The 21,136-nt window shown below is 40.0% G+C and carries 21 protein-coding genes; 9 read left to right on the top strand and 12 right to left on the bottom strand.

Features of this window, described 5'->3' with window-relative positions; all coding sequences use genetic code 11:
- Window positions 1-20: 20 nt before the first annotated feature.
- Entirely contained in the window at window positions 21-1,556 is a 1,536-nt protein-coding gene (locus tag BC659_RS06165) for a glycoside hydrolase family 10-like protein (protein WP_133473795.1), read from the top strand.
- Window positions 1,557-1,623: 67 nt separating this feature from the next.
- On the opposite strand, the gene BC659_RS06160 is transcribed toward BC659_RS06165, so the two are convergent.
- The 4 genes from BC659_RS06160 to BC659_RS06145 form a co-directional block, all read right to left on the bottom strand.
- Complete coding sequence (locus BC659_RS06160) at window positions 1,624-2,145, bottom strand: hypothetical protein (protein WP_133473794.1); 522 nt, start codon at window positions 2,143-2,145, stop codon at window positions 1,624-1,626.
- A 10-nt stretch (window positions 2,146-2,155) separates the two neighbouring features.
- Window positions 2,156-2,899 (bottom strand): intradiol ring-cleavage dioxygenase, encoded by a 744-nt coding sequence (locus BC659_RS06155; RefSeq protein WP_133473793.1) that lies wholly within the window; start codon window positions 2,897-2,899, stop codon window positions 2,156-2,158.
- A 214-nt stretch (window positions 2,900-3,113) separates the two neighbouring features.
- Window positions 3,114-3,821 (bottom strand): LytR/AlgR family response regulator transcription factor, encoded by a 708-nt coding sequence (locus tag BC659_RS06150; RefSeq protein WP_133473792.1) that lies wholly within the window; start codon window positions 3,819-3,821, stop codon window positions 3,114-3,116.
- Window positions 3,814-4,872, bottom strand: a complete 1,059-nt coding sequence (locus BC659_RS06145; RefSeq protein WP_133473791.1) for a sensor histidine kinase — start codon at window positions 4,870-4,872, stop codon at window positions 3,814-3,816. The genes BC659_RS06150 and BC659_RS06145 overlap by 8 nt, the downstream gene beginning before the upstream one ends.
- A 128-nt stretch (window positions 4,873-5,000) precedes the next feature.
- Between BC659_RS06145 and pulA the strand changes: the two genes are divergently transcribed.
- The 3 genes from pulA (at window position 5,001) to BC659_RS06130 (ending at window position 8,382) form a co-directional block, all read left to right on the top strand.
- Window positions 5,001-6,980: a type I pullulanase gene (gene pulA, locus BC659_RS06140; protein ID WP_133473790.1), complete on the top strand. Its 1,980-nt coding sequence runs from the start codon at window positions 5,001-5,003 to the stop codon at window positions 6,978-6,980.
- Between the two features lie 36 nt (window positions 6,981-7,016).
- Window positions 7,017-7,241, top strand: coding sequence for a hypothetical protein (locus BC659_RS06135; protein WP_133473789.1), 225 nt, complete (start codon window positions 7,017-7,019; stop codon window positions 7,239-7,241).
- Between the two features lie 103 nt (window positions 7,242-7,344).
- Complete coding sequence (locus tag BC659_RS06130) at window positions 7,345-8,382, top strand: ATP-binding protein (protein ID WP_133473788.1); 1,038 nt, start codon at window positions 7,345-7,347, stop codon at window positions 8,380-8,382.
- Window positions 8,383-8,393: 11 nt separating this feature from the next.
- On the opposite strand, the gene BC659_RS06125 is transcribed toward BC659_RS06130, so the two are convergent.
- The 4 genes from BC659_RS06125 to BC659_RS06110 form a co-directional block, all read right to left on the bottom strand.
- Window positions 8,394-9,137 (bottom strand): response regulator transcription factor, encoded by a 744-nt coding sequence (locus BC659_RS06125; protein WP_133473787.1) that lies wholly within the window; start codon window positions 9,135-9,137, stop codon window positions 8,394-8,396.
- A 350-nt stretch (window positions 9,138-9,487) separates the two neighbouring features.
- Window positions 9,488-10,219 carry a peptidylprolyl isomerase gene (locus BC659_RS06120; protein WP_133473786.1) on the bottom strand — a complete coding sequence of 244 codons (732 nt, stop codon included), beginning with the start codon at window positions 10,217-10,219 and terminating at the stop codon, window positions 9,488-9,490.
- A 220-nt stretch (window positions 10,220-10,439) separates the two neighbouring features.
- Window positions 10,440-11,093 carry an HD domain-containing protein gene (locus BC659_RS06115; protein ID WP_133473785.1) on the bottom strand — a complete coding sequence of 218 codons (654 nt, stop codon included), beginning with the start codon at window positions 11,091-11,093 and terminating at the stop codon, window positions 10,440-10,442.
- Window positions 11,093-11,845, bottom strand: a complete 753-nt coding sequence (locus BC659_RS06110; protein WP_133473784.1) for a membrane or secreted protein — start codon at window positions 11,843-11,845, stop codon at window positions 11,093-11,095. Before BC659_RS06110 ends, BC659_RS06115 begins: the two co-directional genes overlap by 1 nt.
- A 119-nt stretch (window positions 11,846-11,964) precedes the next feature.
- Here BC659_RS06110 and BC659_RS06105 point away from each other — a divergent pair, with 119 nt between their 5' ends.
- Window positions 11,965-13,167: a GAF domain-containing sensor histidine kinase gene (locus BC659_RS06105; RefSeq protein WP_133473783.1), complete on the top strand. Its 1,203-nt coding sequence runs from the start codon at window positions 11,965-11,967 to the stop codon at window positions 13,165-13,167.
- Window positions 13,168-13,313: 146 nt separating this feature from the next.
- Here the strand turns inward: BC659_RS06105 and BC659_RS06100 are convergent, their stop codons facing one another.
- From BC659_RS06100 to BC659_RS06090, 3 genes are all read right to left on the bottom strand, one after another.
- The gene (locus BC659_RS06100) at window positions 13,314-13,997 is read right to left on the bottom strand and encodes a hypothetical protein (RefSeq protein ID WP_133473782.1); all 684 of its coding nucleotides are present in this window, start codon (window positions 13,995-13,997) and stop codon (window positions 13,314-13,316) included.
- A gap of 62 nt (window positions 13,998-14,059) precedes the next feature.
- On the bottom strand, window positions 14,060-14,743 hold the full coding sequence (locus BC659_RS06095; protein WP_133473781.1) for a hypothetical protein: 684 nt from the start codon (window positions 14,741-14,743) through the stop codon (window positions 14,060-14,062).
- A gap of 9 nt (window positions 14,744-14,752) precedes the next feature.
- A complete protein-coding gene (locus BC659_RS06090) occupies window positions 14,753-15,586 on the bottom strand; it encodes a DUF3667 domain-containing protein (RefSeq protein ID WP_133473780.1) in 834 nt (277 codons plus the stop codon).
- An 8-nt stretch (window positions 15,587-15,594) separates the two neighbouring features.
- On the opposite strand from BC659_RS06090, the gene BC659_RS06085 reads away from it, so the two are divergent.
- The 4 genes from BC659_RS06085 to BC659_RS06070 all read left to right on the top strand — a co-directional run bounded on the left by BC659_RS06085 (window position 15,595) and on the right by BC659_RS06070 (window position 19,761).
- Window positions 15,595-16,122 (top strand): DUF1569 domain-containing protein, encoded by a 528-nt coding sequence (locus tag BC659_RS06085; RefSeq protein WP_133473779.1) that lies wholly within the window; start codon window positions 15,595-15,597, stop codon window positions 16,120-16,122.
- 114 nt (window positions 16,123-16,236) lie between these two features.
- Complete coding sequence (gene paaZ / locus BC659_RS06080) at window positions 16,237-18,282, top strand: phenylacetic acid degradation bifunctional protein PaaZ (protein ID WP_133473778.1); 2,046 nt, start codon at window positions 16,237-16,239, stop codon at window positions 18,280-18,282.
- 58 nt (window positions 18,283-18,340) lie between these two features.
- Window positions 18,341-19,117 carry an enoyl-CoA hydratase/isomerase family protein gene (locus BC659_RS06075; protein ID WP_133473777.1) on the top strand — a complete coding sequence of 259 codons (777 nt, stop codon included), beginning with the start codon at window positions 18,341-18,343 and terminating at the stop codon, window positions 19,115-19,117.
- The gene (locus BC659_RS06070) at window positions 19,114-19,761 is read left to right on the top strand and encodes a DNA-3-methyladenine glycosylase family protein (RefSeq protein ID WP_133473776.1); all 648 of its coding nucleotides are present in this window, start codon (window positions 19,114-19,116) and stop codon (window positions 19,759-19,761) included. The genes BC659_RS06075 and BC659_RS06070 overlap by 4 nt, the downstream gene beginning before the upstream one ends.
- Here BC659_RS06070 and BC659_RS06065 read toward each other — a convergent pair.
- Window positions 19,753-21,132, bottom strand: coding sequence for a TolC family protein (locus BC659_RS06065; protein WP_133473775.1), 1,380 nt, complete (start codon window positions 21,130-21,132; stop codon window positions 19,753-19,755). The two genes, BC659_RS06070 and BC659_RS06065, sit on opposite strands and share 9 nt — an antisense overlap.
- Window positions 21,133-21,136: the final 4 nt, after the last annotated feature.

Raw genomic sequence — 21,136 nt, 5'->3', positions numbered from 1 at the left:
AATATTCATAACTACCATATATGTATCGTAATAGTTTACTTCTTTGTTTATTATCTGTTTTCTTTCTCTATTGCAACCCTGCTAAAAAAGTACAGCGTACCCAAACAGTAAAAACAGCTGGTGCCGACAGGGAATTCAGGGCTGCATGGATTGCTACCGTGGCTAATATTAACTGGCCCAGTAAATCTGGATTATCTGTTGAGCAACAAAAGCAGGAAGCCATTGAGCAGCTGGATTTTCTGAAAGCGCATCATTTCAATGCCGTTATTTTTCAGGTACGTCCGCAGGCCGATGCCCTGTATGAAAGTGCTTTGGAACCATGGTCCTACTATCTCACCGGCAAACAGGGAAAAGCACCAGATCCTTTTTATGATCCATTGAATTTCTGGGTAGAAGCGGCGCACGATAGGGGTATGGAACTGCATGTATGGTTAAATCCTTACCGTGCACACCATAAAGATGGTAAAGAAATCAGTGAGCAATCGATCGTTACCAAACACCCTGAGTTGGTGATGAAACTGAAAGAAGGCTATTGGTGGATGGACCCAGCCCGGAAAGAAACCCAGGATCATACATCGGCAGTGGTGATGGATATTGTTAAGCGATACGATATCGATGGCGTTCATTTTGATGATTATTTCTATCCCTATCCTTCTTATAATGGTACAGAAGATTTTCCGGATGATGAGAGCTGGAAATCTTATCAACAATCGGGGGGTAAACTTTCAAGGGGCGATTGGAGAAGAGATGCTGTAAATACTTTGATTGAAAGATTGTACAAAGAAATAAAGGCGGAGAAAAAATATGTAAAATTCGGGTTGAGTCCATTTGGTATCTGGCGACCCGGTCATCCTGCTTCTATTGAAGGCTTCGACCAATACGATCAGTTATATGCCGATGCCAAACTATGGCTGAATAAAGGATGGATCGATTATTTCGCGCCACAATTATACTGGCCCATCAATCGTATGCCACAGAGTTACCCTGTTTTATTGGGTTGGTGGCAGCAGGAGAATACAATGCAACGACATCTCTGGCCGGGCATCAGTGTAGGAAGAGATACCAGTGCCAGAAATGTAAATGAAATCATGAGTCAGATTATGATTTCTCGGGGTATGTTACCTGAGAGTATGGGTGTGCTGCACTGGAATATTTTTTCAGTATCTAAAAATCCACCTATGGCAAAAGCATTGATCGAAGGACCCTATAAAAGACAGGCGTTGGTACCACAAAGCCCCTGGCTGGGAACCCATGCGCCTGCAAAACCTTCCGTAGAAGTGCGAACCGAAAACGGGAAAGTGAAAATTACCTGGCAGCATGAACAGTCATCAGCGGTGTTTCGTTGGGTTGTGTACTATCAGTATGGTAACCAGAAAAGATACCAGGTACTCAACAGGCACGACAGGATGCTGGAGTTGGATACATATATTACAACTGCCGGTAAAGAGAAGATGGCTTTATCGTTGGTGGCGGTTACTGCGGTTGACAGATTGGGGAATGAAAGTAATAAAGCAGAAATGAAAAGCACATCTGGTTTAACATGGATAACACAGTAACGAAGTTTTATAAAATAAAACAGACAAGGCTATCTTTATAAGATGGCCTTGCTGTTTTTTGGGGGATTTATGAAACTGAAATATGAAAACGATTGATCGTAACACCCTTTGGTAAGGCCAATAAAAAGCAATCCTCAATGGGATCGGTTGGCAGGGCATCTGAGAACCTGTTGCCATAGGCCAGAAGCAGCTTATCTCCTAACACGCCCAATACTGAAAGATTGCCGGTGATATAGTGAACAGCCACCTGATGTTTACTGATATCTGTAATATCAGATTCTATCACTTCAAAACGATAGCTTTCAAATAATACAGGCTGGCCTGCTTCATTGGCAAACCCAGGGATGGCTTTGTTCAAAGACTCCAGATAACCGCTAACTGCAAAACCACTTTTATAATGTAATGAATTAGCCCTTCCATCAATCGCTTTCATCTGACTGAAACGGGTTAATTTCTGTTCAGGATTGTAGACCTGCGATTTGAGTTTGAATTCATCATAGGATAACTGAAAGATCATCTTTTCCAGAAAGTCTTCTGTGTTATGATCAATAACCTGTCTGTATTTTAATTGAATGACTGCTTTTTCCATATTCCAACAATTAAATAGAAATGCCAATTTTATAAGTACCCGTATACCCATTGGTGGTATCGCCTGTAAGACTCATGGTTTGGTTGGCAAGATCTGTTGCTGAATTACCAAAAATATTATCAGCAGTGTTTCTGGTGGTATTGATACCATGTGCCGCATACAATGAACTGGTATGTACCGTATCTGAAATGGTTTCGGGAAAAGCCATCTGTGTGGTTTTTACTAATACATTGTTTACAAAAACCTCTACATGAATATGGGTAGCTCGGCCGCTGTACCAACCTGGATAAATACCTGAAAATTTTACCTGACCATTACTGTCTGAAAGCTGGTAACCCCTTAGCCATGTTTCGCCCAGATAACTTTTTGTGCCCAGTAAACCAGGCTGATTACCATAACCGGAATAGTACCCGTCTTTATTACAATACCAGATATCAACCCTTGCTCCTGATACAGCTGCACAGGCATTGTTTGCATTTACCACCGTTAAAGTCATGTTTAACGGAACACCTGTTTGTCCGCCTGTAATATCTACTCTTTGCAACGGATTATTGATTTCCCCACCAGGGTAAGGATAAGGACCTTCTACTTCAGTAGGAGATACAACGCAGGAACTGCTGCCTGTGGTGGTGCCGCCGGTTGAAGTACCGGTTCCTGAACCGGAGGGACTAACGCTGCTTTTTCCGCAGGCAATTACCAGAGATCCTGCTCCGATGATGCCCAGACTGTTTCTTAAAAAATCTTTTCTTTCCATGCTGATTGCTTTGATTAGGTGAATGATACGGTTGCTGAAACAAATGCTGCCATTGTTTTCGGATGTATCGATTAAACAGACTTATGTATCGATAAATACCTTTTTTGGCAGGAGAAAGGATTGTTTTTTTAATTCACTATCAAAGCTATCCGGGCGCCTGTATCGCCGGAAATATGTATCGACTAACGGATATTATGTATCGGAGAATGTTTTGTTAAAGCCCTGACTGGTTCCACTGTTGAATAAAGTCGGCATAACTATCGCTTATGGGCAGAACGGTTCCATTAGAGAGGGTTATTTTTTTATTTAAAATGGAACGCACTTTCGCAACAGGTACAATATAACTTCTGTGTATCCGATAAAATCTGTGTGAGGAAAGTTTTTCCAATACTGATTTCAAAGTCATCAGTGTCATAACAGGTCTCTCGTTTTCAATATGAAATTTTACATAGTCTTCAACGCCTTCCACATATAGGATAGAAGATAATTCAATTCTTACCATCTTGTATTCAGATCTAACAACGAAATGTGCTTCCTGCTGGGTAATTGTTTTTTTTGCTTTCAGCTTTTGCTGAACCTTAAGAACTGCTTTTGTAAAACGATCGAAGGAGATAGGTTTTAATAAATAATCGATGATATCAAGTTCAAATCCTTCATAAGCAAACTTTTTATAAGCCGTTGTGAAAATAGTCATGGGTTTTTGTGGCAATGATTTCAGAAGATCCAGTCCGGTAATATCGGGCATATTGATGTCTAAAAATAGAAGATCAATATCATGGTTTCTGATAAACTCACCTGCCTGTATTGCATCGTCGAATGTTTGTATCAGTTCCAGGCCAGGAGTTTGCTGAATATGTTTACTGATCAATTCAAGTGCTAGTGGCTCATCGTCTACTGCAACGCATTTGATATGGCTACTCATTTTTAAAATTTATTTGTAAGGCTACTGTGAACAAGCCATTTTCTCTTTTGATTTCAAGCTTGTGTTGATTCGGGTAGATCTGCCAGAGTCTTCTTTCTGTATTTTGTATACCAATACCATCCCGATGAATCATTCTTTGCGAACTGTGTAATGGGTTTTGAGCATAAAATCTAAGTTCGTTATCTAACACATCGATACTGATCTGCAGATGGCTTACAGCATGGTTGCTGATCCCGTATTTGAAAACATTTTCAATAAAATTAATCAGCAACAATGGGGCAATCTTTTTATTGTCAAGATTACCGGTTACAACAAAATCGAGTTGTACTTTTTTGCCCAATCGTAATTTCTGAAGATCAATATAATCTGTAACACAATCGATTTCCTGTTGTAGCGGAACAAAGTTTTCATGCGACTCATCAGTAACATAACGCATGATATTGGATAGCTTAAGAATGCTTTCGGATGTATAAGGACTGCCTGTTACAGACATGGAATAAATATTATTCAATGTATTGAACAGAAAATGAGGGTTGATCTGTGCCCTTAAAAATGAAAGTTCTGCCTCAGCTTTTTCTCTCTCTGCCTGCTCAGCTCTTAATAATGAGGATCGCCATTTTTTATTCATTTCAAAAGCCACACTGAATACAATTACCAGAATAAATAAAATGATACTGAGTATGTCAACCCTTGGGCCTTTTCTGGGTGGTTCTTTACCCGGAAAACTTTTCATAGGCAAAGGTGTTGAGCCGCTCAGAGAGAGTAGCTGATCGAATGGCTGAATATTCACCACCAATAGTAATAATAGTGTTATTATGGCTGTATAGGCAAGCCAGTTATTTTTCTCGAGTAGAAGTGAAAGAAGTATGTATTTGTGAAAATAAAAGAAGAGCAGGTAAAAAAGGCAAAACTGCCAATAGGCATAGGAGGTCAATAGCGAAGAAATTTGTATGGGTTGTGGGAAAACCTGCAGCAATATCAACGGTAAGAGTAAAATAGCCAGACTTCCCAGTACATGTGATAATATGACCAGAGAAGTATTATTTTTCATCTCGCAAAACAAGTATCATTATATAGTATTTCATCATTGTTGTCGGTAATTTGGCATATTGTATAGATGAAACAGCAGGAACCATTTCATCCACCAAATCTTTCTTAATTTACTGCATAATTCTAAGTATGAAAACTAGTTTTCTTTCCTCTTTATTGATTCTTTCCATGTTTATAGCTTATGCACAGCCCGATTTTCAATCCTACCCCGTTTACAAAGGTGCTGATCTTGGTTTTTCCTACTCGCCCCAGCGTACGGTATTTCGCATCTGGAGTCCGCCTGCCAGTGAAGTAGAGCTACGATTATACAAGACGGGAACCGGTGGCAATCCTTATCAGGTACTACCCATGCAAAAATCAGTATCCGGTACCTGGGAGTTAACCGTACAGGAAAATCTGAAAGGATATTTTTATACCCTACGCGCCAAAATCGATGGCAAATGGAGCAACGAAGTAACTGATCCTTATGCCAGGGCGGTTGGTATTAACGGGCAGAGAGCAATGGTTGTTGATTTGAAAGAAACAAACCCTGATGGATGGAGTAAAGACAAAAGCCCGGCATTCTCTGCTAAAAATTTACCTACCGATGCCATTATTTATGAACTGCATATCAGGGATGCCACCATCCATTCTTCCTCGGGTGTACAACAAAAAGGAAAATTTCTAGGTCTAGCCGAGTCGGGTACCAAAAATGCTGCAGGTTTATCAACCGGTTTGGATCATATTAAAGAACTGGGTGTTACGCATGTACACCTGTTACCTTTTTACGATTATAATTCGGTGGATGAAACCAAAACCGGGCAATACAACTGGGGTTATGATCCTGTTCATTACAATGTACCTGAAGGCTCATACAGTACCAATGCGGCAGATGGAAATGTGCGTATCCGCGAACTCAAACAAATGATTCAGGCTTTTCATAAAAAAGGGTTGCGTGTGGTAATGGATGTGGTATACAATCATACCGCACTTACAGAAACATCCAATTTTAACCAACTGGTGCCCGGTTATTATTATCGCCAGAAAGCGGATGGCAGTTTCTCTGATGCGACTGCCTGCGGAAATGAAACGGCCAGTGAAAGAGCCATGTTCAGGAAGTTTATGGTGGAGAGTGTTTTGTATTGGGTGAAAGAATACCATATTGATGGCTTTCGTTTCGATTTGATGGGGGTACATGATATTGCTACCATGAACCTGATTTCAGATACCCTCCATAAAATAAAACCAGACATACTCTTGTATGGTGAAGGCTGGACAGCAGGTGCTTCTCCCTATCCGGAAGAACGAAGAGCGGTAAAGAAGAATGCTCACCTGTTAAAAGGCATTGCTGTATTCAGTGATGATATGCGTGACGGAATAAAAGGGAGTGTATTTGATATCAAAGACAGAGGCTTTGCAACCGGTAAAACAGCTAATGCAGAATCTGTAAAGTTTGGTATAGTGGCTTCTGGCAAGCACAGTCAGATTGATATGAGTAAGGTAAATTACTCCAAAGAGCCCTATACCTCAGGTCCGGATAATGTGATTACGTATGCAGAATGTCATGATAACAATATTCTCTGGGATAAAATTGCTTTGTCTGTTCCCGAAGCTTCGGAAGCAGACAGAAAGAAAATGCATGAACTGGCATTAACCATTGTACTCACTTCACAGGGTATTCCTTTTTTACATGCGGGTTCTGAGTTTCTGCGTTCCAAGTTTGGGGAAGAGAATTCTTATAATATGGGGGATAGTGTGAATGCGATAAGATGGGATCAAAAGACCACTCAGCAGGACCTTTTTGGCAATCTACGTGCCTTAATAGATTTCCGAAAATCGCATTCTTCTTTTCGAATGACTTCTCAGGAGGATATCAATAATAATATAAGTTTCCTGGAAAAAATGCCTGAAGGCATCATTGCATATACCATTAATGGGAAAGAAGTGGGAGATAATCTGATACAAACGCTGGTAATTTTTAATGGAACGACGACTCGTCAGAAAATCAAACTACCAGCCGGCAAATGGAACCCCTATTATGTAGACAGCCTCGATAAGGTGAAGTATTTTCAAAATGCAATTGAAGTACCGGCTTATGATAAGTTTATACTGGTTTGGGCTGGAAAATAACAGATACACCTATATTTGCACAAAATCAATTCTGGTATGACCATTGAAAGTTTTAAAGAACTGACCCACGAAAAGAAACTGTTGGAGTTAAAGCATAACGGCGACATACTGGGCCCTTACGAGCGCAGAAGCGAAAACGGAGACAGTAAAACACCCGGTGATATTTTTACACTGTATGAATTCTGGGTATTTCTGAGTGAAGATGAGAAAATGATCATCCCTACCCGCAGAAACCCGCTCTACAAAGAAGAGGAAGAATAAGTAAGAGCCAGCTGTATAATAGCCACAGACGTATCAGATGAACGGAATTTTCCTATTGTAATCTTTTACGACTGTGGCTATATTTATGCAGTAAAGCCAAACTATGCCCTACCAGCTACCTGCTGCTGTTGTAAAAAAACAGCTACACTACGATCTTATTGGTAAAGACTCACAAAGAGGTATAACCCTTAGCTATGGCTGGCTCGCCAACCAATGCGGGCATTGTATGCTGGGGTTTATCCCTGCTCATTTGTTGTATCTGCTGTTATCTAAAGTATTGCATGTAAAAGGCGCATCCTGGAAAGCAGCACTTTATATTGTACTGTTCTGGACAGCTTTTGAAATATACAATGTGGTGAAGCCACTCAGTCAGCAAAAAAAAGATGGTGCCTTATTTGAGCCTGACTGGAAAAACATTATTCATGATACCGCCACGGATCTTGGTTTTTTTGCAAGTGGCGCTTTATTGGCCGGTATGTTGCTGGGATTTAACTGGTACCTGCTGATCGCCTTGCTTTTGGTGGCTTTTGTACTTTCTTCGCCTGCGAAATACTGGTACCATACCAAAATATTTCAGCAGGCTGCAGAATATCCCTTCCAGTTCAGGCTCAGCCAATGGAAATGGAACATGAGTGAGGCAGAAACAAACACTGTATTGGATTTTTTAAAGAAACCCAAAGCAGGATATCATTTACTGATATCAGGTGCGTATAAAACCGGTAAAACCTCATTGGCCGTTGCCATTGCCAACGAGTGGTCTATACAACACAGAAAAGCTAAATATGCAACCGCTATGAAGCTATTCAGCTGGATGGTGGAAGCGGATGCTACAGAACCTGCGGTACCATCCAATATCTGGACCTGGCGCAAAGCAGATTGTCTGGTGATTGATGATCTGAATACAGGTTTACCACATTCTCAGGAACTGATTTCTCCTGCTGAATTTATGTCACATATGAACGAGGGTGATTATACAGCTGAAAACCTCGCTGCATTGCAGCAAATAAATACCATCTGGGTATTGGGTGAAATTGCATCCGTATCTAACCAGACTCTCCAAAACAGTTGGCAACAGATGCTACTTGATATGGGTATACCTGCTGATAAAATTGTACAGGTTGACCTTAACCGAACAGCCTGATCTTTTTATAATCAGGGAAGGATGTGGTTGTCGTAGGCAAAGCTTACCAAATGGGTAAGGCTTTTCACATCAAACCTTTTGTACAAGGGGATGATCCGTTTTTCTATGGCAGATTGTGATACATTGAAACTGTTGGCAATCTCTTTAAATGAATATCCCTTCGCTACCATGGCCAGTGCTTCTTTTTCTTTATCGGAAATGGCGTACTGATAAAACAAAGTTTTGTTGAGTTCTTCTTCAAAACCTGATTTCTCAGGTCCGAAAGCAGCATAGCGCATTACTTTACCAAATGTGAGACTTCTGTTTACCTGAAAGCGGCCAATAATTGATAATACCTTTCCTTCTGCATGTTCAAAAACACCTACCCTCGCAACAATAGGAACTTCTGATCCATTTTTATGCAACTTCTTGGATTCAATCATGAAACTGTATTTGTCGAGATCGGTTTTGGTTTTATGAATAAACATGAGGGCCTTGTCGTTTACTTCATCCACAAAAGGCGCATAAGCAGGGGCCGTCATGTTTACAATCTTGAGCATGGTAATCTCATCGTCTTTATATCCCATTACTTCTTCCCACCCATGGGCATAGATCATTCTGCCTTTAGCGAATGAATAGATATAAATACCTTCTTCCGGAAATTTGGGAATGGTTTCATTGAAATGTTTCACTTCCTCTGTAGAAAGATCTGCAGGGATATCGGTAATGAATTTTCTGGAATAGGATCCTAAACCTGGTAGCGCTGTCTCATTCATAATGCTTACTAAAACAATTCCTTCTGCTACCTGCGTCTTTTCACAGTTGACTGGTATGTACCGTCACTGTAATTTTGGTTTCAGAAAGGAGGGTTATTAAACCTGGTCCGTTTAACAGTTTAAAATTAGTAATCATATGCTAATACACCAAGAAACTGTATTATCCTCCTATCTATTTGATAATCAGGCATATGCCTTTATCTTATAAACCTATTGGGCTGTTACTGATCGTTCCGGGGGGTACGATCCGGTAACAGACCCTGGGTTGAGCAAGCAATCGTTATTCCTATGTAAGCCTTTCTACCGTCTTGAAAGGGCGGACATTGACCCGGATAATTTTTATCCGGGTCTTATTTTTTTCTGGGTTTATTCAGTAAAAACATACGCATGCGTATATCATTCAGGGGTCTGTCGCTTTTCGTGGGGCTAACCGCAATGGAGTCAAGTACCTCAAATCCATGTAGTAGTTCTCCAAAAACCGTATATCCACCGTCAAGATGTGGTGTACCACCCATTGTAGTATAAATAGATTTCTGTTCTTCATTCAATACCAGTTTTCTGGCTGCAATGGTACTATCCAATTCAGTTTTGCGCCAGGCAGGTCTTTGTACAATATAAAACTGACAATTGCTGCTGGCTTTTTCCGGATTGTCGGTACGAGCCATTGCCAGCGCACCACGCTGGTGATAAATTTTCTGATCGGTTCTGAATTCCGCAGGTATTCGATCGCCGGGAGCAGATCCGCCACCAATACGTTTATCAGCCGTAGCATACTTACTCTCAGGATCACCACCCTGGATCATAAAACGGTTGATGACACGATGAAATAACAGACTATCATAGAAGCCTGCATTTACTTTCGACAGAAAATTATCACGGTGTAAGGGCGTCTGGTTATACAATTTCACTACCATGTTTCCTTTAGTGGTCATGATCAGCACATGGGCCTCATCACTGGAAACAGCAGCCCATTTCTTATTGTCTTTAATCGCTCTTTTCTCTTCTTTATCCAGCTTTCTGAAATATTTGGTTCCCGCACAGGAACTGATGAATACTGCTAAAACAAGTAATAGTTTATGCATAAAATAAGCTTTTAGCATCTAGCTCTTAACTATGAGCCTTTATATGTTAAATTCAATTTATCAAATTGCGTAATTCCGACGATAAAGTACTTCTTTAAGTTGATGTATTACAAAACTAATTCGTAGTTATTACCATTCATGCCAGATAACCTAAAATACAAATTATATAATCAGGCTAGTAGTTAATAGCTAGCAACTTAATTTGCCCCGCAGTAATCATTTAACATTCCCCATTCCACTCACCATAAAACTGTTGCAGGTAATCTTCCATGAAACGGTGACGCGCTTCCGCAATTTTTTTGCCGGTTGCTGTATTCATTCGCTCTTTCAGCAGTAATAATTTTTCATAAAAATGGTTGATGGTAGGTGCCTGACTGTTTTTATATTCCTCTTTTGTCATCTCCAGGTTAGGTAGAACAGCAGGGTCATATATTTCCCTGTTTTTAAACCCGCCATAATGAAAAGCACGCGCAATACCGATGGCACCAATGGCATCCAAACGGTCAGCGTCCTGCACAACGGCCAATTCGGGAGAAGAAAACACCTGTTCTTCGTTACCGCCTTTAAAAGAAATATGCTTAACAATATTGACCACATGTGTTGCCATGGTTTCATCAACCGGTAAACCTTTCAAAAAAAGGGCCGCTGTTGCCGGTCCTATCGTCTCGTCTCCTTGATGAAACTTTGAATCTGCAATATCATGTAATAAAGCACCGAGCTCAGCCACCAGCAAATCAACCGGCTCATTTGCAGCAATAAGTTTTGTATTGCGCCATACCCTTTCAATATGAAACCAGTTATGTCCTGATTCTGTTTCTGCTAATTGCTGCTTTACAAAAGCAACCGTAGTGGATAGTATTTCTTCTCTTGTCATTATTGTTTGGGTTCTAAAACTTCCCTTTTTGTCCAGCATTCATCCAGTACACCACCGGTCGACTTCTCACCTTTATGCCGCCAGTCTCCATTTACAAATGAATAATCGAAGGTTAGTGTCTTACCTACGCTGGCAGCTGTTTTTGTGAAGAAATGAATGGTTTCTGTGTATTTACCATTTTCAGTTGTATAAGTGCCGCCACCGGTATCTATAAATTGTTTGGTTGCCACATTATAAGCAATCCATTGAAAATGTTTTCCGGATAATACTTTCATCGTACGGCGCGGATAGAAAGGGCTTCTTCTTTTTGATACCTGATCATTATTATAACTTCCGGTAATGATCCAGGCCCCTACCAGTGCACCAGGGGTTCCGTTATCCAGTCTTGCCAGCTTTTTAGGTAAGCCGGTCAGACTTAACTCATTTTTTGAAACGCCAACAGTGCTCAGCCAGTCTGTGCCTACTTTTGTACTATCCAAACTATTCCATTCTGTTTTTAGGGTAAGTTGATTCCCGTTGATGCTCCAGTTTCCTCCATAAGAGGAAATAAACTTCTTTTCTTCAAGATTATAGGTGGCTGATGAAAAAATGTAAGGTGTTATAATGATGGTAGTTTGTTCTTTCCCATTTGTATATCGCCATGCACCCTGTATCTCCATGCTATTGTCTTTTTTACTATTGAAAGACAATAGCAATACACAGCATATCAGTGAAGCCAGGCCATAATAACAGAAATGAATCATTTTTTTCATACACTAGGCTTTTTATAAATATAAGAAGCAAATCTGAAAAAGCGTTTGCATCCATCTTTGCCGAAAAGAAAATATATGAATTGTGCGATTACGTTACCTTTATTTTATTATTCATTTTTATGTCTCTATCAGCCCCTATACCTGCAAATGAAATAAATCGGATAATTGAGTTATCTGAATTTGATCTTGATTATGCATCTCTTGATGATCAATTCAAGGAATTAACCAAACTGGCAGCAAAAATAGCTGGTACGGAAATATCATTGATTAACCTGATTGATTCATTCACGCAATGGTCTGTGAGTAATTATGGATTGGATCTTCAACAAATGCCCAGAGAGGATTCTGTTTGTCAGTATACCATTGTTACCGAAAACTTTTTTGAGGTGAAAGATCTTTCTGCCGATGAGCGGTTTAAAGATAAATTCTATGTGAAGGATGATCCGAATCTGCGATATTATTTCGGAGTGCCACTCAGTACAAATAATGGTATTCAATTAGGTGCATTGTGTGTACTCGATACTATCGGGAAAGAAATTAGTCCGGAAAAGGTAGAAATGCTAAAGATTATTGCCGACGAAATCGTTAATCGTCTCATGGTGATACGTGTTATTAATAGTCTGCAGAATCGTGTAAAAGAAGTAAAAGAAACGCAGAAAAAAGTGGCTCATGATATTCGGGGTCCCTTATCAGGAATCGTAGGGTTGGCTCAAATTATAAGCGAACAGGGAAACGAAAATAAACTTGATGAAGTGCTGCAATTGGTATCAATGATACAAAAGGGAGGACATTCTTTACTTGAACTTGCGGATGAAATATTAAGTGCTGAGAAAAAACAGAATAGTTCTGTTCAACTCGGAGCAAATGAATATGATCTTCAGACATTTAAAGAGAAACTGGAAAAGCTGTTTGCGCCGCAGGCTGTGAATAAAAATATTACACTTTCAATTATTGCCGATACCAAAACAGATGATATCCCCTTCTCAAAAAATAAATTATTACAGATTGCCGGCAACCTTATTTCCAATGCTATTAAATTCACTCCTGCAACCGGTACCATCAAAGTGGAACTGTCTATACGAATAACAAGGGAAAAACACCTGACAATTAGGGTTACTGATTCGGGTAGTGGAATGGATGCGGCGACCGTCCAGGAAATTCTACATGGTGAAGTGATGTCTTCTGAAGGCACGGGTGGTGAAAAGGGATATGGATTTGGTTTACAGTTGGTAAAGCACCTCGTTCAGAAATTGGGAGGAACTATGAACATCGAATCTGAACTGCATAAAGGCAGTTTGTTTGAAATAAAAATACCGATTTAGTGGCATTATTAGATACCGGTGAACGCGTATAGTATGTAAGTAATATTTACCGATTAAATTGTGATCTAAATAAAGATCAGCATCCTTACAATCACCCCATGCACAAGTACGAGCAGGACAACTGTGACTTTGGGTAAGAAGTTAATTTATTGTCCGTTATTATAGTGTTCAATAAGTTTAATAAGATCGGCTTCATTTTTCAGGTTGAGTTGATGATCCTGAATAAATTTTGTCAACTTATCAGCCTGTGCCGGATGAAGGCTTGCGGCGATATCCTGGATTGTTTTCGGAAGTCTGATCATTCCTCTCGTGTCATTATAAATGTAATAGCTGGCTACCTGTTCATATTTTCTCGTTGTAGCAGCTTCATGGTAAGCGCGAGAGTCTGACCAATACAACGTGATGGCTTTTAATAAATTTACATTGCCCGGAAACAAAAGCTCATAATAACTTTTTTCAGTTTGTTTCTCTATACCTGGTAAACCGGATAGTATAGTTCTTTCTTGACCTGTCTCTGGATCTTCAAAGACAACCCTGTATACGGGAACCGAAATTGCATATAATTTTCTCTTTTCATCCAATACCAGGATCTCATTATTTTGAAAATCCAGATTCACAGGTATATCGCTAATCACTTTATTATGCTCGAGATAAATGGTAGCATTTGAAAAACGTTTGAAAAGAAAAGGAGAACCTTCTGTTTTCAAGTTGAAGGCAATTCTATTGGGTGTTACCGGTAAATAAGCAAGGTTTGAATTGGTAAAATAATTCTGGGCTACTCCCAATATCGGGACAGCTGCAATGAATAAGAAATACCATACTTTTTTCATAAGTACAGGTTTGAAATATGATACTATCCAATGTAAATATATTAAAAATTTAAATATAAAAACTACAGGGAATTATAATAACTAAATAGCTTAACCATATCTGCTTCATTACGGGGCTTTAACTGATTGCTGCGGATAAAACTATTCAGCTTTTCCTTTTTATCACTCTCAAGTAATGCGGGTATATCTGAAATAGACCTGGGCATTTTTATAAGTCCTTTCGAAGGTAAAAATGCATAATAGGCAGTTGTTTGTTCGTATACCCTTGTTGGGATCGATTCTGAATAGCCTTTGGATTCTGCATAATTCGACTGATATGATTTCAGTAACAAAACAGAACCTGAATCTAATAGCTGGTAGAAACTTCTTTCTGTTAAACGATCTACCGGACTAAAGCCAGACATAAAAACTCTTTTTCCGCCAGTTTCACAATCATAAAATGTTACACGGGATACAGGAATATTTACAGCCAGCATTTGGTTCTCAGGACTTTTAAATATCAACTCGCTGGTTTCCAGATTAATATTTGCTGGAATATTAGTATAACTCTTCCCCCGGGTGGATACAATATTGGCATTGCAGAACTCTTTCAGCAGGAAAGGGGATCCTTCCTGTTTATAGCTATTTGAAAAGTCGTTTAACAGGCGACCATTGGCATCTTTCATAAAAATGCTGATGGGTACTTCTGTTTGTGCAACTGAAATAATAGGAAGGGAAATCAGTAGTAAAAAGCTCAGTTTTTTCATGTGGCAGTTTTAAGTAGTGATTATAGTCATATATGCAAAAATGAAGCCAAAAATGAGTAGCCACCAGGCGATTGCTGTGTAAATGGCGAGTGCCAGTGATTTTATTTTCCCTTTTACGCTAAACTCACCCATGAACCTGTAATAGAAAACCGTGCGATACGCGATTTCAAACAAAACAAAAATATAGTTAACCGATTTTGTTGCTGGTGAAATATGCAATAAAGAAAGTGCCGGAATATAAATCATACATCGAACCAGATTGGTAAATCCAATAAGGTATAAATTGGCAACAAGGTGTTCTGTATAATTATATGGTCCTTTTAAAAGAATCAGCCATAGCAGCAAGCTTATAAAGGGTGCCGCAAACATGGCTACAAAATTTGAATATTTGGCAAAGAACCGGTTTACGGGGGCCATTTTTCTTTGCTGATCAATATTATAACTCGGAGCAGTGGTTTGTTTTGAATAAGCAGTTTGGGGTGTATTTGGCTTCACTGATGAAGGCGTATAGCTAAAAATACTATTCATGAAAACATACAATGCTGCAACAATGAGAAAGAAATTTAATGGCGGGAAATATTTTTTTCTCTTGCCTGCTACAAACTCCCTCGCTACTGTACCTGTTTGTATGGAGAGTGCTTTTAGTAACTGGAAAATACCCTTATCTGCATGCGTGAAATAATGAATCAGGTCATGCCATATTTCATGAAGATGTAAACGCTTCAGATCAGCTCTTTGCCCGCAGTGAGAACAAAAGTTTTGCCCTTCAGTTACAGGATAATTACAATTTAAGCAGTTACGCATGGTAAGTCGAATATAACCAAGAATCGTTGTTTTTTTCATACTTTAGGATGAACGAACCGATATCCAATTCACGTATCTTTCACAAAACTTTTATGGACAGCGAAAAAGCAGCATTTGTCAGATCGGGCTTCATGGCATTATTGCATCATTTACCAGCCGAAACAACAGCATTATGGGGTAAAATGAATGCACAACAGATGGTAGAACATGTGACCGGCTTTTTCCTTGTTTCAATCGATAAGTTGCATTTTCCTTTGGTAACACCGGAAGAGCACTTGCCTAAGTTCAAGGAATTTTTACTGAGTGATAAATCATTCAGGGAAAACACAAAAGCTCCGGTATTACCGGAGGAGCCCTTTCCGGTTCGTGAGCAGAACCTACATGATGCTATCCATCAACTGGATAAAACAATCAAAGCGTTCTTCGATTATTTTTCTGCCGATCCCGAAAAAACAACCAGGCACCCGGTTTTCGGATGGTTGAATTTTGACGAGTGGATCTTATTGCACTATAAGCATGTAGCCCATCATGCCCGCCAATTCGGATTGCTGCCGCGGGAAGAAAGACTTCCGTAATCCACCCTTACTCATTACGCTGTTCATACTTAAATTTATTCACCGAAGGGTTTATTCATTCGTTATATGCAAATAAAGCTATCAATCGTTAGCTTTGTCGCTTAAACGATTGATATGTCAAAACTGGAAAACTATATTCTCGGTAAATGGATCACAGGCGATGGTGACGGACAACCATTATTCAATGCGGTAACAGGCGAACAAATTGCCACTGCATCTACAAAAGGAATAGATTTCAAGGCTTTATTGGAATATGCCAGAACAAAAGGAAACCCAGCGCTGCGGAAAATGACTTTTCATGAACGTGGGTTGATGTTACGAAGTCTGGCACTTCATTTAAGAAATCATCTTGATCGTTTTTACCAGATAAGTTACCAGACAGGTGCTACCAAGGCAGATAGCTGGGTAGATATAGAAGGAGGAATCGGTAATTTATTTTCTTACGCGTCACTGCGCAGAAAATTTCCCGACGAAGCATATTGTCTGGATGGTGAACAACATATATTAGGAAAGACGGGTTCATTTATGGGGCACCATTTACTGCTGCCTAAAGAAGGAGTTGCTGTTCATATCAATGCATTTAACTTCCCGGTATGGGGCATGTTGGAGAAAATAGCCGTAAACCTGCTGGCTGGTGTTCCTGCAGTTGTAAAACCAGCAACCGTTACTTCTTATCTAACCGAAGCTGTGGTAAAGGAAATTATCGCTTCCGGTATTCTTCCGCAAGGTGCACTCCAGCTTATCTGCGGCAGTGCAGGTGATATATTACAGCATGTAACAGAACAGGATGTGGTTACTTTTACCGGCTCTGCTTCTACCGGACTCATGCTGAAATCAACTGCTTCCATTCTCACGAACAATGTTCCATTTACCATGGAAGCCGATTCACTGAATTGTATTGTTTTGGGAGATGATGTAACACCGGATATGCCGGAATGGGATATTTTCCTGAAAGAAGTAAGGAAAGAAATGACAACAAAATGCGGACAAAAATGCACGGCGATCAGAAGAATTTTTGTTCCGGAAAACAAACTGGAAGATATACAGATCGCACTGGGTCAATCATTGGCACAAACCACCATTGGTAATCCACTACATGAGAAAGTAAGAATGGGTTCACTTGCAGGTTCCTCACAAAGAGAAGAGGTAAGGGCACAGGTACAAAAATTATTGGCTTCTTCACAGATCATCTATGGTTCACTGGATAGTGTGGAGCTGATAGATGCAGATGCAGCGAAAGGAGCTTTTATCAGCCCTATTTTATTGCTCAATGAAAATCCGTTTCATACAAAAGAGGTACATGAGATAGAAGCATTTGGCCCTGTATCAACATTAATGCCCTATAAAAATGTAGAAGATGCGATTGCACTTGCCAAAATGGGCAAGGGTTCATTGGTAAGTACAGTTGTAACGGCTAACAGAAATATTGCCAAGCAGTATGTAATGGGTGCGGGAACCTATCATGGAAGAATATTGGTATTAAACCAGGAATGTGCCAAAGAAAGTACCGGTCATGGTTCACCTCTTCCTTTACTGGTGCATGGGGGCCCGGGCAGAGCCGGTGGTGGTGAAGAAATGGGTGGACTCAGGGGCGTTAAGCATTATATGCAACGTGTGGCTATTCAGGGTTCTCCCGATATGATTACCGCCATCAGTAATGTTTACCAGGCTGGCGCAAAAGGAAATATCAGTGATGTACATCCATTCAAAAAATATTTTGATGAATTGCAGATCGGTGACCAGCTACTCACAGAAAAAAGATTGATTACTGCCGAAGATATCGATCAGTTTGCCGATCTGAGCGGGGATCATTTCTATGCGCATATGCGCGACACAGATTTTGCAGGAACTATGTTTGAGAAACAAGTGGCACATGGTTACCTCATTATGAGTATGGCAGCCGGATTGTTTGTAAGCAGTTATGAAAAAAATCCTGTTTTGCTTAACTATGGTATTGATGAATTGAGATTTACCAAACCTGTTTATCCGGGAGCAGAAATTCAGGTGAGGTTTACCTGTAAAGAAAAAATCAGACAGGAAAAAAAGGAAGCCACAGATATTGATAAAGGTATAGTAAAGTGGCTGGTAGAAATCATGGATGAAACCGGAGAAATCACAGGTGTAGCTACGATTTTAACAATGGTAGCCCGTAAAGGATAAAAAGATTATTTAACTTTAAGAGACATACAAAGGATTATACTAAAAAGAAAAGAAGATTATGATTGAAGAAATTAAAGAAGGGTATGTAAAAGTTGAGAGAGAGCACGGCATAGCAACAATAGAGTTTTACCATCCCCAGCGTAATTCACTACCTGGCCAGATATTAGATGCACTGGCAAAAGATATTCATAGTGAAGGTTTAAATCCTGATACAAAAGTAATCGTGTTAAGATCAGCAGGTGAAAAAGTATTTTGTTCAGGTGCTTCTTTTGATGAACTGGCTTCTATTACAGATGAAGCACAGGGTGCTAAATTTTTTAATGGTTTTGCGCAGGTAATTAATGCTATGCGAACTGCACCGCAACTCATTGTAGCCCGTGTTCAGGGAAAATGTGTAGGTGGCGGTGTGGGCATTGCTGCTGCGGCTGATTATGCGATTGCAGCAGAAGGTGCAGATATTAAATTGAGTGAACTGGCCGTAGGTATTGGTCCCTTTGTGGTAGGCCCGGCAGTGGAAAGAAAAATAGGTGTATCTGCTTTTTCTCAACTGGCGATCGATGCCTCTATGTGGCGCCCAGCGGACTGGGCCAGACGAAAAGGTCTTTTTGCTGAACTACATGCTGATGCAGCCGGTATGGATGACTCTATCACACGTTTAACAACAACTTTATCCCAATCAAGTCCGGAGGCTATGCGTGAGATGAAAAAAATATTTTGGGCCGGCACAGAGCATTGGGATGCGTTATTGCGGGAACGAGCTAAAATCAGTGGTCGTTTGATCCTGAGCGATTACAGTAAAAAAGCCATCGCACGCTTTAAGGAAAAACAGTCATGAGTGAGGGTGTAAGATTTACGGCCGGAAATTTTACTTCCCTTTGCAATAAACTGGCTCAGAAAGACAAAGACTTTCAGGAAATCATTGAGCAATATGGTTATCCTCCGCAATGGAGGCGTGAACCATCTTTTGCGACATTGATTCATATTATTTTAGAACAACAGGTATCATTGGCTTCTGCTAAAGCTGCTTTCGATCGATTACAGTCTTATATTGGTGATATCACCCCTGAAAATATCTTACGTCTCACTGATGAGGAAATGAAAGCCTGTTATTTCAGCCGGCAAAAAACCAGCTACGCACGTAACCTTTCAGAAGCTGTTATCAGTAATCAACTAACCATAGCGCAACTGGTATTGCTTGACGATGAAGCCATCAGGGTAAAACTGAAAAAAATTAAGGGTATCGGCGACTGGACGGTAGATGTTTTTCTGATGATGTGTTTACATAGTGCTGATATTTTTCCGTATGGTGATATTGCAGCCGTGAATAGCCTGAAATATATCAAACAAATTTCACTGCAAGCCCCCAAAGAAGAACTGGTTAGTATTGTAGAATCATGGAAGCCTTACCGTTCTATTGCGGCTTATTTACTATGGCATGCTTATATCTGCAGAAAAGGTATTGTGTATCCATCAGCGTAATAAACCAGCAGACCAGTCAATCGCATACCTGGATTTAAGGTATTTAATACGCAGGCCAACGAGTTTTTCAGCTGTTTCGATCACTTTATTTTCACGGCTATTGATCAGGAATAATGAACTCTCTCCATTTCGGAATTTGAGGTACTCTGCATTGAGTATGGCTTGAAAATTTTTATAAGCCTGTTCGCTGATGATCACCTGCTGTTGTAATTGTTTGGTTTCATTCAGATAGGATCTAAGTTTATTTTCTGTTTCTCTTCGCTTCAAAGAAAGTTCGTAATTGGTTTCTTTGATTTTGAGAACTGATTTTTTGTATTCCCCTCTTCCCTCTCTGATGAAAATCGGCAGTTTGAAATCGATACCCCATGCATAATTATTCTGAAACAATGCACTGTTCCAACCCTTAAACACATTGTAACCCTTATTGAGCAGGTTGGCTTTCAGGTTGATGGAAGGTAAAAGGTTTTGTTGTTTTAGCTTTCTCTCAATTTCAAGAGCATTTAGTTTAAAATCGTAGATGCGTAATTGCGGGTTAAACGTTAATGCCTGCTGAACAATGGCTTGCTCATCAGGCATTAAAACGAATTTTGAGAAGCCGGTGGTATCAGGAATGAGAGAAGGAGAAAGTAAGGCTACACTATCTTTTTCATCCCATAAATAATTAGACAATTCAAGTGTGCTATTGGTAAGCTGTAACAGGGCTTCATTTTGCGAAAGTTGAAATTGCTGTACCTGTGTAAGTGCCTCAATAGTATCTACAGAAGCTCTTTCGCCGTTTTCAAAACCAATTTTAATCAACCGAAATCGATCCTGCGCAATGCCTACAAATCTGCTATAAATGCGATATAGCTGATACCTTCCTGCCCATTGCCAATATGATTGGTAGGCATCAAATAATAGATTGTTGACTGCATTTAGCTGCTCCTGTTCGCTCTGCTCGCGTAATACCCTTGCCTGCTGTAAAGTGGCCCTTCTCTTATCGAGCAGTAAACCTTTAGCTACGGGTAAAGAAACACCCAGATAACTGGTTTGTCCGGCGCTGATTTCTGAGCTGAGTAATTGCCCGCCATTATTTTCAATGCCCGCTTTTATATCGGCGCCGATCCATGTCGGAATTTTTATTTCAGGATTGGTATAGAAATAATAGTTTTTGCCGTCAAAAGTTTTTCTGCTGGCATCCATGCCTATCAGTGGATCGAAACCACCTTTTGCACTCAGCAGATCTGCCTGCGCTTTCTGAACCCCTATTTGTGCTTGTTTAGCCAAAGGATGATTACTGCGTACCATTTTTATAAAATCGTCCGCATAAAATACCTGTGCTGAACAAAGCTGCACAATGAACACGCTAATAACCGTATAAATTAACTTCATGCTT

Origin of the sequence: Sediminibacterium goheungense (assembly GCF_004361915.1) — a bacterium.
Taxonomy (GTDB): domain Bacteria; phylum Bacteroidota; class Bacteroidia; order Chitinophagales; family Chitinophagaceae; genus Sediminibacterium; species Sediminibacterium goheungense.
This window is presented reverse-complemented; position numbering and strand designations above follow the sequence as displayed.